This is a genomic window from Rhizobium sp. PAMB 3174, from assembly GCF_052908375.1.
Genome location: NZ_CM128608.1, coordinates 3,458,030 through 3,473,123 on the forward strand (window position 1 = coordinate 3,458,030; position 15,094 = coordinate 3,473,123).

General features: G+C 61.9%; 13 protein-coding genes. 4 read left to right on the forward strand and 9 right to left on the reverse strand.

Going from position 1 to position 15,094, the window contains the following annotated elements:
- Nucleotides 1-88: 88 nt before the first annotated feature.
- The 6 genes from ACU5AY_RS16690 to ACU5AY_RS16715 form a co-directional block, all read right to left on the reverse strand.
- Entirely contained in the window at nt 89-880 is a 792-nt protein-coding gene (locus ACU5AY_RS16690) for a DeoR/GlpR family DNA-binding transcription regulator (protein ID WP_446827039.1), read from the reverse strand.
- Between the two features lie 129 nt (nt 881-1,009).
- Nucleotides 1,010-1,960: a substrate-binding domain-containing protein gene (locus tag ACU5AY_RS16695; RefSeq protein ID WP_446827040.1), complete on the reverse strand. Its 951-nt coding sequence runs from the start codon at nt 1,958-1,960 to the stop codon at nt 1,010-1,012.
- Nucleotides 1,961-2,073: 113 nt separating this feature from the next.
- A complete protein-coding gene (locus tag ACU5AY_RS16700) occupies nt 2,074-3,093 on the reverse strand; it encodes an ABC transporter permease (protein WP_446827041.1) in 1,020 nt (339 codons plus the stop codon).
- Nucleotides 3,090-4,634: a sugar ABC transporter ATP-binding protein gene (locus ACU5AY_RS16705; protein ID WP_446827042.1), complete on the reverse strand. Its 1,545-nt coding sequence runs from the start codon at nt 4,632-4,634 to the stop codon at nt 3,090-3,092. Before ACU5AY_RS16705 ends, ACU5AY_RS16700 begins: the two co-directional genes overlap by 4 nt.
- A gap of 32 nt (nt 4,635-4,666) precedes the next feature.
- Nucleotides 4,667-5,416 (reverse strand): SDR family oxidoreductase, encoded by a 750-nt coding sequence (locus tag ACU5AY_RS16710; RefSeq protein ID WP_446827043.1) that lies wholly within the window; start codon nt 5,414-5,416, stop codon nt 4,667-4,669.
- A gap of 24 nt (nt 5,417-5,440) precedes the next feature.
- On the reverse strand, nt 5,441-6,958 hold the full coding sequence (locus tag ACU5AY_RS16715; RefSeq protein WP_446827044.1) for a UxaA family hydrolase: 1,518 nt from the start codon (nt 6,956-6,958) through the stop codon (nt 5,441-5,443).
- A 115-nt stretch (nt 6,959-7,073) separates the two neighbouring features.
- Between ACU5AY_RS16715 and ACU5AY_RS16720 the strand changes: the two genes are divergently transcribed.
- Genes ACU5AY_RS16720 through ACU5AY_RS16730 form a run of 3 tightly spaced genes read left to right on the forward strand, consistent with a single transcriptional unit; the run spans nt 7,074 to nt 9,294 of the window.
- A complete protein-coding gene (locus ACU5AY_RS16720) occupies nt 7,074-7,781 on the forward strand; it encodes a GntR family transcriptional regulator (RefSeq protein WP_446827045.1) in 708 nt (235 codons plus the stop codon).
- A 39-nt stretch (nt 7,782-7,820) separates the two neighbouring features.
- Entirely contained in the window at nt 7,821-8,873 is a 1,053-nt protein-coding gene (locus ACU5AY_RS16725; protein ID WP_446827046.1) for an aldo/keto reductase, read from the forward strand.
- Entirely contained in the window at nt 8,863-9,294 is a 432-nt protein-coding gene (locus ACU5AY_RS16730) for an RbsD/FucU family protein (RefSeq protein WP_446827047.1), read from the forward strand. The genes ACU5AY_RS16725 and ACU5AY_RS16730 overlap by 11 nt, the downstream gene beginning before the upstream one ends.
- A gap of 63 nt (nt 9,295-9,357) precedes the next feature.
- On the opposite strand, the gene ACU5AY_RS16735 is transcribed toward ACU5AY_RS16730, so the two are convergent.
- Both ACU5AY_RS16735 and ACU5AY_RS16740 read right to left on the reverse strand, forming a co-directional pair.
- Nucleotides 9,358-10,527 carry a nucleotide sugar dehydrogenase gene (locus tag ACU5AY_RS16735; RefSeq protein ID WP_446825806.1) on the reverse strand — a complete coding sequence of 390 codons (1,170 nt, stop codon included), beginning with the start codon at nt 10,525-10,527 and terminating at the stop codon, nt 9,358-9,360.
- Between the two features lie 154 nt (nt 10,528-10,681).
- Nucleotides 10,682-13,159: a heavy metal translocating P-type ATPase gene (locus tag ACU5AY_RS16740; protein ID WP_446827048.1), complete on the reverse strand. Its 2,478-nt coding sequence runs from the start codon at nt 13,157-13,159 to the stop codon at nt 10,682-10,684.
- 198 nt (nt 13,160-13,357) lie between these two features.
- On the opposite strand from ACU5AY_RS16740, the gene ACU5AY_RS16745 reads away from it, so the two are divergent.
- Nucleotides 13,358-13,585 carry a heavy-metal-associated domain-containing protein gene (locus ACU5AY_RS16745; protein WP_446825808.1) on the forward strand — a complete coding sequence of 76 codons (228 nt, stop codon included), beginning with the start codon at nt 13,358-13,360 and terminating at the stop codon, nt 13,583-13,585.
- 118 nt (nt 13,586-13,703) lie between these two features.
- On the opposite strand, the gene ACU5AY_RS16750 is transcribed toward ACU5AY_RS16745, so the two are convergent.
- Nucleotides 13,704-14,807, reverse strand: a complete 1,104-nt coding sequence (locus ACU5AY_RS16750; RefSeq protein WP_446827049.1) for a hypothetical protein — start codon at nt 14,805-14,807, stop codon at nt 13,704-13,706.
- Nucleotides 14,808-15,094 lie beyond the last annotated feature (287 nt).

Consider the following 15,094-nt stretch of genomic DNA (forward strand, 5'->3'; position numbering starts at 1 on the left):
GTTTTCGCAATGCACAATTTTTCGCATTTGCGAAAGCATGAATATCTAATTCGAAAACAAAACGAATGTCAAACGAAGATTTATGAAATTATTGTCGTCCCGAATTTCGTTCCGTGGCGACCGAAGTTTCGATCAGCCGGACATCGCTTTCGCTGCAGACGTCCCGGATTGCCGCCGACGGACAATGGTCGGTAATGAAGGTGTGGACCTGGGAAATATGCCCGATGCGCACCGGCGCGGTGCGCTCGAACTTGCTGGCATCGGAGACGAGAATGACGTGGCGCGCATTGGCGATGATTGCCTGCGCGACTTTCACTTCGCGGTAGTCGAAATCGAGAAGCGCGCCGTCCTCGTCGATCGCAGATACGCCGATGACGGCGAAGTCGACCTTGAACTGGCGGATGAAATCGACCGCGGCCTCGCCGACGATGCCGCCGTCCGAGCCGCGGACGACGCCGCCGGAAATGACCACCTCGATCGACGGGAAGACCCGCAAGCGATTGGCGACATTGATGTTATTGGTGATGACCATCAGTTCCTTGTGGTCGCTCAGGGCCTCCCCCACCGCTTCGGTGGTCGTTCCGATGTTGATGAACAGGGAGGAATTGTCCGGGATGATCGCTGCCGCGGCCTGGCCGATCGCCTGCTTTTCCGCAGCCGCCATCGACCGGCGCGCTTCGTATTTGACGTTTTCGTTTCCGGTTGGAAACAGCGCGCCGCCATGGATGCGCGTCAGGGCACCGGCGTCGCAGAGATCGTTCAGGTCCTTGCGGATGGTCTGGGGCGTCACGGAAAAGCGGGTGGCAAGTTCGTCGACCAGAACCCGGCCCTGGCCCTTGGCAAGTTCGACGATCTCCGTCTGGCGGCTGGTGAAATGCATGGTCCCCCCTCATGAACTTGCGCTTTTTGCGTTCATCCTAGGGAAAAATGAAAGCGGAGCAACAGAAATGCGAAAGGCCCGGCGAAAACCGCCGGGCCTCCCCTCATGGACCTTGGTCCGCCGTATGGATCAATCGTAGAGAACGGCGGCGATCTTGGGATCTTCCATGTTGGACTTGTCGTACCAGTAGAAGCCGGTGTCGATGTGCTTCTCGACCGGCTCGCCCTTGACGGCGGCGACGGCAGCCTTGACGGTCTCATAGCCGATGCCGACCGGGTTCTGGGTGATCGCGCCGGCCATCACGCCGTCCATGATCGCCTGCTTCTGGCCCTTGCCGGAATCGTAGCCGATGACGACGATCTTGCCGACATTGCCGGTTTCCTTGACGCCGTTGACGACGCCGAGCGCCGAGCCTTCATTGGCGCCGAAGATGCCCTTGATGTCAGGGTTGGCGGCAATGATCGACTTGGTGATTTCGGTCGACTGAAGCTGGTCGCCGGCACCGTACTGGATGTCGACGATTTCAACGTTCGGATGCTTTTCCTTCATCTGGTTGACGAAGCCGTCGCGGCGGTCGATGCCTGTGCGCGAGGTCTGGTCGTGCACGACGAGCGCGACCTTGCCGGAATCGCCGATCATCTCGGCCATCTTGTCGGCAGCGAGCGCTGCTGCGGCAACGTTGTCGGTCGAGCAGGTGGAAACCGGGATATCGCTATCGACGCCGGAGTCGAAGGCAATGACCGGGATGTTTTCCGACTGTGCCTTCTTCAGGAGCGGGATGGCCGCCTGGCTGTCGAGGGCGGCAAAGCCGATAGCGCGCGGATGCTTTGCAAGTGCGGCGCTCAGCATGTCGATCTGCTTGTCGACCTGGGCTTCGGTATCGGGACCTTCGAAGGTGACTTCGACGCCGAGATCGGCGGCGGCCTTGTCGGCACCGGATTTCACGGCCTGCCAGAACTGGTGCTGGAAGCCCTTCGAAATCAGCGGGATGTACATCTTCTCTTCGGCGCTTGCGCCGCCGGCGGCTGCAAGCAAGGCCGTGGCGCTGACGAGCCCCAGGATAGTGCGTCTTGTGAACATGTGTTCCTCCTCAAGTTAACGTTCACTCAGTCTTCGTATTCCATTCCAGGGGCTCTTCACCCCTTCTTGCCTCCGCCGACCTCCTCAGAAGACGGAAGCAAACTCTTGTCCGGTCAGACGCGCTTGCGACGGACCATGTCGGCATAGACGGCCGCAATGATGATCGAGCCGGTGACGACCGTCTGCCATTCCTGCGGCATGGACAGGATGCGCAGGCCATTCAGCAATACGGACATGATCAGCGCGCCGATCACCGTGCCAAGGATCGTGCCGCGGCCGCCGGAGAGCGACGTTCCGCCGATCACCACGGCGGCGATCGCGTCAAGTTCGTAGCCCTGTCCGAGCGCCGGCTGGGCGGAATTGAGGCGCGAGGCGATGACGAGACCGGCAATGCCGCAGATGCCGCCGGCAAGCGCGTAGATCGCCATCTTCCAGCCGTCGACATTGACGCCCGAGAGGCGCGCGGCCTCCTCGTTCGAGCCAAGCGCGAAGCAGTAGCGGCCAAGGACCGTGCGTCCGAGAATGTAGGACGCCAGCCCCGCGACGATGAACAGGATGATGACGCCGTTGGGGACCGGAACGCCGGGGAAGATGTCGCCGACGATCGACCCCGTCGAGATCAGCGAGAATCCCGGCGTATCGTTGAAGTAGATCGGCTTGGTGCCGGAAATGACCAGCGACAAGCCTTTCAATATCAGCATCATGCCGAGCGTGGCGATGAAGGGCGGCACCTTCATCTTGGCAATAACCGTGCCGGAGACGAGACCGACGCAGGCGCCGGTGCCGATTGCGGCAATGACGCCGAGCGGCAAGGGCATGCCCGCATAGGTCAGCACGACACCGGCGATGACGGCGGTAAAGGTCATCAGCGTGCCGACCGACAGGTCGATGCCGCCGGTAATGATGACGAGCGTCGCGGCCACCGCCAGGATGCCATTGACGCTGGTCGCCTGCAGGATCGCCAGGATATTCGACGTTTGCATGAAGTTCGGCGAGGCGATCGAGAACCCTGCGACGAGCACGATCAGCGAGGCGAAGGCCCAGATCTTCTGCTGCGCGGAGGAAAAGCGGCCAGGTGCTTTCGGGGCGGCCTGAGCCGGCGTCTGCGGTGCCGTTGCTTCCTGATTGGTCATCCTGCCCTCCTGGCGCTTGCTTCGTTCTGATCACCGGCCGCCATCGATTCGCGCAGCGTCGCCAGGTGCATGATGTCTTCCTGTTTCGTTGCCGACCCGCCCGGCAGGATGCCGGTCAGGCGCCCTTCGCACATCACGGCGATGCGGTGCGACAGGCGCAGGACTTCCGGCAGTTCCGAGCTGATGACGATGATCGCCTTGCCGCTTGCGGCAAGCTCCATCAGCAGATCGTAGATTTCCGACTTGGCGCCGACGTCGATGCCACGGGTGGGCTCGTCGAAGATGAGGATGTCGCAGTCACGCAGCAGCCATTTGGCGATGACCACCTTCTGCTGGTTGCCGCCCGACAGAAGCCGGACCTCCTGTCGATCGGACGGTGTGCGGATGCCGAGCTGGCGGATGTAGCCGACTGCGGTCTCCTGCATTGCCTTTTCGTCGAGCCGGCCAAGCCCGCTGGTATACTGCTTGAGCGAGGCGAGCGTGATGTTGGCACGCACGTCCATGCCGACGGCGAGGCCGAAGTGTTTGCGGTCTTCGGAAAGATAGCCGATGCCGGCCTTCACCGCGTCATGCGGCGTCCTGATCTTGCAGGGCTTTCCGTGCACATGGACTTCGCCGGATTCGAGCGGGTCGGCGCCGAAGATCGCCCGCGCGACCTCGGTGCGGCCTGCGCCCATCAGGCCGGCAAAGCCGAGGATCTCGCCCTTGCGGACCGAGAAGGACACGTCGCGAATTTCGCGGCCGCGATTGAGCCCGCGCACTTCGAGCGCCACCTCATTGGCCGACGTATCGGGAACGGCGAGCGCCTCGTCCTTGACCTCGCGGCCGACCATCATGGCGATGATCCGGTTGATCGGTGTATCCGCCGCCTCGACGGTTCCGACCCATTCTCCGTCGCGCATGACCGTCACGCGGTCGGCGATGCGCTTGAGTTCATCCATCTTGTGGCTGATGTAGACGACGCCGACACCTTCGGCCTTGAGCTTGCGGATCATCGCGAAGAGTTCTGCGATTTCCGCGTCGTTCAGCGCGGCGGTCGGTTCGTCCATGATCAGGATGCGCGAGCGATAGGACAGCGCCTTGGCGATTTCGACCATCTGCTGCTTGGCGATGGTCAGCCCACCGACGACGACCTCGGGGCTGAGCTTCAGGTGCATGGCGGAAAAGATGTCGGCGGCCTGGCGGTTCAGCGTCTTCTCGTCGAGACGGCCGAAGGACAGGCGTGGTTCGCGGCCGATGAAGATGTTCTGCGCGGCCGTCAGGTCATTCATCAGGCTGAGTTCCTGGTGGATGATGCCGATGCCGGCCGCCTGGGCGGCGCGCGGACCGTCGAGCGTGACGGGAGAGCCGCCGACGAAAATCTCGCCTTCGTCGGGCTGGTAGATGCCGGACAGGATCTTCATCAGCGTCGACTTGCCGGCGCCGTTTTCGCCCATCAATGCATGGACTTCGCCGGGCCTGAGGTCGAAGTTCACGCTCTTCAGGGCATGGACGCCGGGAAACCGCTTCTCGATCCCCCGCATTTCCACCATGTTTTCCATTCTCGGCCCTCCCATGCCTTGAATGTTCTTCGTCAGATCGTCACACCACCATCAACCAGCAATGCCTGACCACTGACGAAGCGACTTTCGTCGGAGAGAAGATAGACGACCATCGGCGCGATGTCGCTGACGGTCGCCAGCCGGCCCATGGGCTGGCGGGCGATGAAGTCCTTCTCCGCCTGCACCGGATCGGCGGCGGACGCGATGCGGCCGCGCAGCGACGGCGTGTCGACAGTTCCCGGGCAGAGCGCATTGCAGCGCACGCCCTGCTTGACGAAATCGGCAGCGATCGCCTTCGTCAGGCCGATGACGGCGGCCTTGCTCGCCCCGTAGACGGCGCGCAGCGGGAAGCCTTTGATCGAAGACGCCATGGACGCCATGTTGAGGATCGAGACGGCACCGGTCACCTGGGCCCGCTCGATCATGCCCGGCAGAAGCGCGCGGCACATGCGCATCATGGCGGTGACGTTCAGGTCCATGGAAAAGGCCCAGTCCTCGTCGCTCACGTCCAGAATGGAGCCGTGATGGACGAAGCCGGCGCAATTGAAGAGACCGTCCAGCGGCGGCAATTCGGCGGCAAGCGCCTTGATGTCGGCCGGCTTGGTCACGTCCAGAAGACGCGTTTCGATGGCGGGATTTTCCTTGGCCAGTGCGGCCAGCGTCTCGGCATTGATGTCGGTCGCGATCACCTTCGCGCCTTCGGCCGCGCAGGCAAGGGCGGACGCCTTGCCGATGCCCTGGCCGGCTGCCGTGATCAGGATGGTCTTGTCTTTCAGTCTCATACCACTCCTCCCCGAGCCCGGCGTCTACATGACCGCGCCGATTTGCCAGGGCACGAATTCCGCCCCGCCAAAGCCCAGTTCCTCGCTTTTCGTTTCTTCGCCTGAGGCGACCCGGATGATCAGTTCGAAGAGTTCGCGACCCTTCTCCTCGATGCTGACGCCATTCGTAACGATGTCGCCGCAATTCAAGTCCATGTCGTCCTTCATCCGCTCGTACATTTCCGAATTGGTGGCGAGCTTGATGCAGGGCGTCGGCTTGTAGCCGGAGACCGAGCCGCGGCCGGTCGTAAACACGATCAGGTTGGCGCCGGACGCGACCTGGCCGGTGACCGAACAGGGGTCGAAGCCGGGGCTGTCCATGAAGACGAAGCCCTTCTGGTCGATCTTCTCGCCGAACTTGTAGACACCGCGCAGCGGTGCCGTGCCGCCCTTGGCGACCGCGCCCAGCGACTTTTCCAGAATGGTGGTCAGGCCGCCGCGCTTGTTGCCAGGCGACGGGTTGTTGTCCATCTCGCCGCCATTGCGGGCGGTGTAATCCTCCCACCAGCGGATGCGCTCGATCAGCTTCTCGCCGACCTCGACAGTCTCGGCGCGGCTCGTCAGCAGGTGCTCGGCGCCGTAGATCTCGGAGGTTTCAGAGAGGATGGTGGTGCCGCCGTGGCGAACCAGCAAGTCTGAGGCATAGCCGAGCGCCGGGTTGGCGGTGATGCCGGAATAGCCGTCGGAGCCGCCGCACTGCATGCCGATGACGATTTCGGAAACCGGCGCCGGGCTGCGGACGGCGCGATTGGCGAATTCGGCCACGCCGCGCAATTCTTCCAGACCCTTTTCGATCGTCTTGCGGGTGCCGCCTTCGTGCTGGATCGTCATGTAGCGCAACATGCCGTCCTTGCGGATGCGGCGACCACCGACGAGATCGGGGATCTGCATGACCTCGCAGCCAAGGCCGACGAGGAGGATGCCGCCGAAATTCGGGTTCTGCGCATAGCCGGAGAGCGTGCGGAACAGGGTGGCGTAGCCCTCGTCCTTGCCGGACATGCCGCAGCCGGTACCGTGGACGATCGGCACGATGCCGTCGACATTCGGGAAGGCATCGAGCATTCCGGATTTCTCGGCCGCCTCGGCGATGAACCGGGCGACCGAGCCGGAACAGTTCACCGACGTCAGGATGCCGATGTAGTTGCGGGTGCCGACCTTTCCGTCTGCGCGGTGGTAACCCATGAAGGTGCGCTTTTCGGTGATCTCCGGCAGCGGAGTATTCCGGCTTGCGAAAGCGTAATCCTGGGTGTGTTCGCCCATGCCGAGATTGTGCACATGAACATGTTCGCCGGCGGCGATGTCCTGCTTGGCCTGGCCGATGATCTGACCGTAGCGCAGCACGTTTTCGCCGGCCGCAATCGCAATCGTCGCGATCTTGTGTCCGCGCGGGACGGCCTGGGAGAGCGTCACACCCTCGACAACACTGCCGGCCGCCAGATCGTCAAGCGCGATCACGACGTTATCGTCAGCCTGCAGACGAATGATCTTCGCGGCAGCGTTCATCCGGAAACTTCCTCCCATGCTCGTCCCGTATTCAAGTTCGGGATTGAACAAGAGGTAGCTTGACTTGGAAGAGCTGTCAACTAACATGTTAGTCAGCAGGAGGACAATTCGGGACATGACGGAAACGCTGGATGCCGCATCATTGACGGCCATTTCAGACCTGCCCGGTTCACTGGCGCAGCGGGTTTATCAGTCGCTTCGCGATGCGATCCTGTCGCTGGCGGTTCCGCCGGGCGCGGTGCTGCGCAAGAGCGTGATCTGCGAGGAACTCGGCGTCTCGCGCTCGCCCGTGTCGGAAGCGATCGCCCGCCTCTCCTCCGAAGGGCTCGTCGACGTCATTCCGCAGTCGGGCACGCGCGTATCGCGCTTCTCCATCGACGAAATCCGCGAAGCCGCCTTCATGCGCGAGGCGCTGGAGCTTGCCGCCGTGGCCAAGGTCGCGACCGAGAGAACACCCGAGCAGCTGGCACAGCTGACCCGCAACCTGCGCCTGATGGAGCTTCTCGCGGAAGACAACGATCAGGCGGGCTTCTACAAGGAGGACGAGGCGTTTCACGCGCTGATGATGGAGTTTACCGGTTTCCCCGGCCTCGCTGCCGCCGTCGCGACCATCTCGCTGAAGCTGAAGCGTCCACGCATACTGCTTCTTCCCTCGCCGGGCAGATCGGCAGAAGTCATCGCCGAGCACAGGGAGGTGCTGGAGGCGATCCGCGAGGGCGACGCCGAAAAGGCGCAGGCTTCACTCCGCTTCCATCTCAGCCAGCTGGTCAGCCGTTTCGACCCGCTGGAAAAGCAACACCCCGAATTCTTCCGCCCGAAATAGGGCGGCAGCAACAACCAGAATGCCCCACGGGAGGACATCATGAAACCATCCGACATCCGTCTCCTCAACGGGAGAACCAAGACGCCCGTGCCATTGACCCGCATGGGGTTTGGCGGCGCGCCGCTTGGCAATCTCTACCGCAAGGTCAGCGACGAGGACGCCCAGGCCGCCCTTCTGGCTGCCTATGACGTCGGCGTGCGCTATTTCGACACCGCGCCGCAATACGGGCTCGGGCGCTCGGAGGAACGCTTCGGAAAGGCGATGAAGGTTTTCGGCCGCGACAACATTCAGCTGTCTACGAAGATCGGCCGGCTGCTTCTCGACTGCGAGCCGGACGAAGTCACGCCGGAAGCCTTCGTCGACGTGCCGCAGAAGCGCATCGTCTTCGACTACACCTATGACGGCGTGATGCGCAGCTACGAGGCGAGCCGCGAGCGGATGGACATCCGCAATGCCGACATCCTGCTCGTCCATGACGTCGACGTGTTCTCTCAAGGGTCGCAGGAAAAGAGCGACGCAAAGGTCCGCGAACTCTTCGACGGCGGTGGCTACAAGGCGCTGGTCGAACTGCGCGACGCCGGGGAAATCGCCGCAATCGGCGCCGGCGTCAACGAATGGCAGGTCTGCGAACGCCTGCTCGGGCTCGGGGACTTCGATTGTTTCCTGCTCGCCGGCCGCTACACGCTTCTGGAACAGGAAGCGCTCGACAGCTTCCTGCCGCTCTGCGAACGCCGCGATGTCGGCATCATTCTCGGCGGCCCCTACAATTCGGGGATCCTGGCGACGGGCGCAATTGAGGGCGCCAAATACAATTATGCGCCGGCGCCGGAGCCCATCCTGGAGCGGGTCCGCCGGATCGAGGAGGTTTGCAGGGCGCACGACACGAGACTGATCGCGGCCGCCCTGCAATTCGTCTTCGGCCATCCCTGCGTCAAGACCGTTATCCCCGGTGCCGTCAACGCCGACGAGGTCAAGGCGAATGCGAAGCTGATGGAAACCCACATTCCGGACGCGTTCTGGTCCGACCTGAAATCGCAGGGCCTTGTTCGTGCCGATGCGCCGCTGCCGACGGAGACTTCACATGCTGCGTGACATTCCGCAAATCCTGTCGCCGGAGCTGCTCTACACGCTGCGCGCCATGGGCCATGGCGACGAAATCGTCATTGCTGACGCCAATTTTCCGGGCTCCAGCATTGGCCCCGACTGCATGCGCCTCGACGGCATTTCGGCGACCGATACGCTGAAGGCGATCCTGACGGTGATGCCGCTCGACACCTTTGTACCCGATCCGGCGCTGACCATGCAGGTGGTCGGCGATCCTGACGCGGTGCCGGAAGTCGTGGCGCAGTTCCAGTCGCTGATCGATTCGACGGCGGACAATCCCGCGAAGATCGGCTCGCTGGAGCGCTTCGCCTTCTACGAACGCGCAAGCAATGCCTTCGCGATCGTCCAGACCGGCGAACAGCGGCTTTACGGCAATATCATCCTGAAAAAGGGCGTCATCGGCCCATAACTGACGCCCGGGCAAAGCCGCCGCTCCCGTCCACAACGGCGGGTGGCGGCTTTTCTTTGCGCTTTAGAGGTCGCCGCCGAAAATGTCGCGGGTATAGACCTTGTCCTTGACGTCATCGAGCTCCGGATGGAAACGGTTGGCCAGGACGACGTCCGACATCGACTTGAACTCTTCCAGGTCGCGCACGACGCGGGAATGGAAGAACTCCTCTTCCTTCATCGCCGGCTCGTAGAGCACGACATTGATGCCCTTGGCCTTGATGCGCTTCATTACGCCCTGGATGGAGGAATCGCGGAAATTGTCTGACTCTGCCTTCATCGTCAGGCGGTAGATGCCGACGACGCGCGGGTTCATGCGAATGACGCTCTCGGCGACGAAATCCTTGCGGGTCGAGTTGGCCTCGACGATGGCCCGGATCAGGTTCTGCGGCACTTCGCTGTAATTGGCGAGCAGCTGCTTGGTGTCCTTCGGAAGGCAGTATCCGCCATAGCCGAAGGAGGGATTGTTGTAGTGCGTGCCGATACGCGGGTCGAGGCTGACGCCGTTGATGACTTCGGAGGCATTGAGGCCGTGCGTCGCGGCATATGTGTCGAGCTCGTTGAAATAGGCAACACGCATGGCAAGGTAAGTGTTGGCGAACAGCTTGACCGCCTCGGCCTCGCTGGATCCGGTGAAGAGAACCGGGATGTCCTGCTTGATGGCACCCTGACACAGAAGGTCGGCAAAGACCTTCGCGCGTGCGGACTGCTCGCCGACGACGATGCGGGACGGGTAGAGGTTGTCGTAAAGGGCGCGGCCTTCGCGCAGGAACTCCGGAGAGAAGATGATGTTGTCCGACTTGAACAATCGGCGGACCGAGTCCGTGTAGCCGACGGGGATGGTCGACTTGATGACGATCGTCGCCGCCGGATTGACCGAGATCGCGTCGCGGATCGCCGCCTCGACGGCGCGGGTATCGAAATGGTTGGTCACCGGATCGTAGTTGGTCGGCGTACCAATGATGACGAAATCGGCACCGGCATAGGCATCGTTGATGTCCGTCGTCGCGCGGAGATTGAGCTCCTTCGTCGCCAGATATTCCTCGATCTCCTTGTCCACCAGCGGTGATACGCGGCGGTTGATCATGTCGACGCGGCTTTCGGAAATATCGACGCCCACGACCTCGTTGTGCTGCGCCAGCGTGATGGCGTTGGAAATGCCCACATAGCCGAGACCGGCAACCGTAATTTTCATGCCCTGCTCCAAATGTCGCGCGTTCGGGCCGGGTCCAGCGCGCACCCGGCGGCGCTGTCGTCTATCCAGTTCCAGCGACATTTGTGTGACGCGGGAGCTGCCGGCGGAAAGCGGTTTCCTGTTGCGCGCCAGCAACCATATCCGACCGATCAGGTCAAGCTTTCAACACCGCCGGACGTGTTTCGGCAAGGACCGGCCGGACGAAGCGCAGCCGCAGGGCATTGGTCAACACGAAAACGGACGACAGAGCCATGGCGCCTGCGGCGATGACCGGAGAAAGCAGGATGCCGTAGGCCGGATAGAGAACGCCGGCGGCCACCGGAATCAGAAGCACGTTGTATCCGAAGGCCCAGAACAAGTTCTCCTTGATATTGCGCATGGTCCGCCGGCTGATGTCGAAGGCGTTGACGACACCGCCGAGCTCGCCCGACATCAGAACCACATCCGCGCTTTCGATCGCCACGTCCGTTCCCGTGCCGATGGCGAGGCCGACATCGGCGCTGGCGAGCGCCGGCGCGTCGTTGATGCCGTCGCCGACAAAGGCAAGCTTGCCGTGCGCCGCCTGCAACCGCTTCAGCGCCTGCACCTTGCCGTCCGGCAGGACTTCGGCGACGATGTCATCGATCCCCAGTTCGGCGGCGATCGCCTCCGCCGTGCGCCGGTTGTCGCCGGTGATCATCGCGATCTTCAGCCCGAGCCGGTGCAGGGCGGACACCGTGGCGCGCGCCGACGGCTTGATCGGGTCGGCGACACCGATGGCGGCGGCCGCGCGACCATCGACTGCGGCGTAGAGCGGTGTGCGTCCGGCAGCCCCGAACTTCGCGCCGGTCTCTGTGAGCGGGCCAAGATCGATGCCTTCCGCTTCAAACAGCCTGTCCGCGCCGACCAGGACCTCGCGGCCATCAATGTTGCCCTTCAGCCCCATGCCGGTGACGGAGGCAAAGTTTTGCACTTCCGAGCGTGCAAGTCCCTTCGCATCCGCTGCGCGGGTGATGGCTGCTGCAATCGGATGTTCTGACAGGCTTTCCAGGGATGCGACGAGGCTGAGGACTTCCGCTTCCTCCAGCCCATCGGCCACGACGATATCGGTAAGTTCCGGCCGACCGACGGTCAGCGTTCCGGTCTTGTCGAAGGCCACGATCCGGCTTTCATGCAGCGACTGCAGCGCATCACCCTTGCGGAAGAGCACACCGAGTTCGGCCGCGCGTCCACTGCCGACCATGATCGAGGTGGGGGTGGCCAGTCCCATGGCGCACGGGCAGGCGATGATCAGGACGGCGACGCCGGCGACCAGGGCATAGGTGAGATCGGGACCGAAGATCAGCCAGACGACAATGGTGGCGATCGCTACGGCGATGACCGCCGGAACGAACCACGAGGTTATCCGGTCGACCATGCCTTGGATCGGCAGCTTCGCGCCCTGGGCCTGCTCGACCATGCGGATGATCTGCGACAGCATGGTGTCGGCCCCGACCTTGGTGGCCTTGAAGGTCAGCGAACCGGTGCCGTTGACCGTGCCGCCGGTGACTGCAGCACCTTCGCGCTTTTCGACCGGCGCCGGCTCGCCGCTGATCATGCTTTCATCAACGAAGGAACTTCCATGGACGACTTCGCCGTCAACGGCGATCTTCTGCCCCGGGAGCACGCGGATGAGGTCGCCGGGGACGATGTCATCGATCGAGACCTCGACGAAGGCTCCGTCACGCTCTACCTGCGCCGTCTTTGCCTGAAGGCCGATGAGCTTGCGGATGGCTTCGCCGGTCTGTCCCTTGGCGCGCGCCTCGAGGTAACGGCCGACGAGGATCAGGACCACGATCATCGCGCCTGCCTCGTAGTAAACGTTGCGTGTGCCGGGCGGGAGAAGACCCGGGAAGAAGGTCGCGATGACGGAGAAGCCCCAGGCGGCCGAGGCGCCGAGCGCGACCAGCGAGTTCATGTCGGGCGCGGCCTTGAACAGGGCCGGAAATCCTATCGTGAAGAAGCGGCGACCGGGCCAGGCAAGAACGATCGTGGTCAGGACAAACTGGATCATCCAGCTCGTCTGCATGCCGATCGTCGCGTGCAGCCAGTTGTGAAAGGCGGGGACGAGATGGCCGCCCATCTCCATGACGAAGACCGGCAGGGTGAGAAGGCCGGCGATGATCGCCTTCTTCCTCAGTTCCGCCGCCTCACTCGCCTTCCGGTCCCTGCCCTCGTCCGCGGTGGCACTTGACTTTATCTTCGCGGGATATCCGGCCTTTGCCGATGCCTCCGTCAGCTGTCGTATCGAGACGGCGCCATCGACTAAGCGAACCGTCGCCGTTTCCGATGCCAGGTTCACAGACGCATCCAGCACTCCGGGAACGGCGGAGAGCGCCTTTTCCACCCGCTTCACGCAGGAGGCGCAGGTCATGGATTCGATTTCCAGGGTCACGGTGTCTTCGACTGCGGGATAGCCCGCCTTCTCCAGCGCCGCGACGAGCGGCGCGCTGCCGGCAGGGCCGTCATACTGAACTTGCGCCGTTTCCGAGGCGAGGTTGACGGCGGCGGACTTGACGCCAGGCACCGCCGAAAGCGCCTTTTCGACCCGCTTGACGCAGGATGCGCAAGACATGCCCTCAACCTTCAGCGTCAGTGTTTCCGAAGAAGACATGGTCCCCTTCCTTTCATTGAAAATTCCCATTGGCACTCAAAATAATCCTTCCCACAATGGGAAGGTCAATAGCGATGGCCGGATGATTTTCGGAAAGGGAAAATTGAAGGCACACTTGACCTTCCTACGGTGGGAAGCCCTAAGTTCACCAAAGCGGCATTGTCAGTGATGCCGAACGGATCGAGAAAGGATACCATCATGAATGGCGACAGCACGCAGACTTCCGCAGCCACGACAGTCTTTCATGTCCCGGACATGACCTGCAATCACTGCGTTGGAACGATAAAGTCGGCGCTCGCGGAACAGATGCCCGAGGCGCCGGTGGCAATCGACCTCGGCAAGGCCGAGGTCCGTGTTGGCGGCGACAAGGCCCGGGCCGAATCCATCATTCGCGACGCGGGCTACACGCCGAGCGTGGTCGGCTGACATCGTGGACCGACAAAGCCCGACACCTCTGGCGGTCGGCTTTCACGATCTTGGATTTTGGGAAAAGAACGGTGGACCGGGCAGAATGTCCCGGTCTCCGTGTCACAACTTGCGGGACTTACTCTTCGCGCAGCTTGCGAACGCGCTGGATATGCTTGGTGAGCCGTTCCCTCGGAGTGAGGTTCTGGCGCTTCTTTTCCGAGGCTGCGATCGACTGTTCCCAGCGCGATTTCTGTGACGGCGGGCGCTCGCGCTCTTCCGGCACATTGCTGTTGCTGGCTCTCATGAACCAGCCTTCCGTCGCGGGCGAATCCACCGCAAACACGGCTTCTGCCGATTTCTGCTGCTGCAAGGGCGTGCCCTGCTGCACCGGCCTGCGGAGAGGCGCCTCCTGATGCTGCGGCGCGGGTCGCGGCCGAGCGGCCGGTGCCATAGGCGCGGCGCGGGTTTGCAAAGGCGCAACGGCGGGTTTCGGCGCGGGCGCAGGCGCCGCGCGCTGCTGCGGCACGCATTCGCCACTGCCCCCGACGCGGCCGATCAGGATCGAATAGACGCGCAGAACCTTCTTCTGGATGATCTCGTGATCCTGCGACGCCTGGATGGCATCGCGGACCTGCACGAATGTGGAGAACATCGCGTTGAAGAATGTCCAGAAATTCTGTTCGCCGAAGTAATGATAATCTTCGCGGATTGCCATCATCCGTTTCAGGTAATGGTCGATGCGCGCCATAGCCTCGATTTCGAGAACGCCCGCACCCATGACAGCATCTGCGGCGGCCTGTACAGCTTCCACGGCCTCATCGATCTCACTCTCGTCGCTTTCGACAATCCCTTCGCTTTGCAACCGAAGCGAGATCGCCTCAAGGATCGCCAGGTTCGTCGCGGAGAAGTGACGCTGGAAATGTGGCTCGGCGCGCAAACCGAAATGCTTTGCCTCAAACGTGTCGGCGACAACGTCCAGGCACTCCATCCATCCATTGCGGACAGACAGCTTACGTAACGGAAGGTGACTGATCTCGACCTTGATGTCTTCACAAAGGCCACGCAAATTGTTCTGCAACGCGGCAAAAGATGCATATTGCAAGGATTGAGTAACATCTTCAATCACTTGCCAGACGAGAGCTGATTGATTGCTGGCCACGTGCGGAATAATGGCCATAGCATTGCCCAATAATGCTGAGCACAAATTCTGAAGCCGCTCCGCTTTATCGACCAATTCCATGCCCCTGAACAATTTCTAACCCGTTATATATTCAATACACGATTTCACCACATTCATGCCACACTTAATTTACACGCTTTAGTTACCATTTTTGGGCCTAATGACCCACCTTCCGTTACGTTATGATTTTTGGTATATGGTTGTCGTATATCGGAAATTTCTAATTTTCGACTGCAAACCCGGCTTCTCAGAAACTGGCATCGAGCAATTGGCCTCACGTTCGCGGAAAGGCCTTTTTCTTGATATCGGGCTCAAAAAGAGGCCGGAGACCCATGCTCGCATTACGC

Excerpts from the sequence above, each read along its gene's own strand:
- ACU5AY_RS16690 (WP_446827039.1), bottom strand. The coding sequence starts at position 880 with ATGCATTTCACCAGCCGCCAGACGGAGATCGTCGAACTTGCCAAGGGC.
- ACU5AY_RS16695 (WP_446827040.1), bottom strand. The coding sequence starts at position 1,960 with ATGTTCACAAGACGCACTATCCTGGGGCTCGTCAGCGCCACGGCCTTG.
- ACU5AY_RS16700 (WP_446827041.1), bottom strand. The coding sequence starts at position 3,093 with ATGACCAATCAGGAAGCAACGGCACCGCAGACGCCGGCTCAGGCCGCC.
- ACU5AY_RS16705 (WP_446827042.1), bottom strand. The coding sequence starts at position 4,634 with ATGGAAAACATGGTGGAAATGCGGGGGATCGAGAAGCGGTTTCCCGGC.
- ACU5AY_RS16710 (WP_446827043.1), bottom strand. The coding sequence starts at position 5,416 with ATGAGACTGAAAGACAAGACCATCCTGATCACGGCAGCCGGCCAGGGC.
- ACU5AY_RS16715 (WP_446827044.1), bottom strand. The coding sequence starts at position 6,958 with ATGAACGCTGCCGCGAAGATCATTCGTCTGCAGGCTGACGATAACGTC.
- ACU5AY_RS16720 (WP_446827045.1), top strand. The coding sequence starts at position 7,074 with ATGACGGAAACGCTGGATGCCGCATCATTGACGGCCATTTCAGACCTG.
- ACU5AY_RS16725 (WP_446827046.1), top strand. The coding sequence starts at position 7,821 with ATGAAACCATCCGACATCCGTCTCCTCAACGGGAGAACCAAGACGCCC.
- ACU5AY_RS16730 (WP_446827047.1), top strand. The coding sequence starts at position 8,863 with ATGCTGCGTGACATTCCGCAAATCCTGTCGCCGGAGCTGCTCTACACG.
- ACU5AY_RS16735 (WP_446825806.1), bottom strand. The coding sequence starts at position 10,527 with ATGAAAATTACGGTTGCCGGTCTCGGCTATGTGGGCATTTCCAACGCC.
- ACU5AY_RS16740 (WP_446827048.1), bottom strand. The coding sequence starts at position 13,159 with ATGTCTTCTTCGGAAACACTGACGCTGAAGGTTGAGGGCATGTCTTGC.
- ACU5AY_RS16745 (WP_446825808.1), top strand. The coding sequence starts at position 13,358 with ATGAATGGCGACAGCACGCAGACTTCCGCAGCCACGACAGTCTTTCAT.
- ACU5AY_RS16750 (WP_446827049.1), bottom strand. The coding sequence starts at position 14,807 with ATGGAATTGGTCGATAAAGCGGAGCGGCTTCAGAATTTGTGCTCAGCA.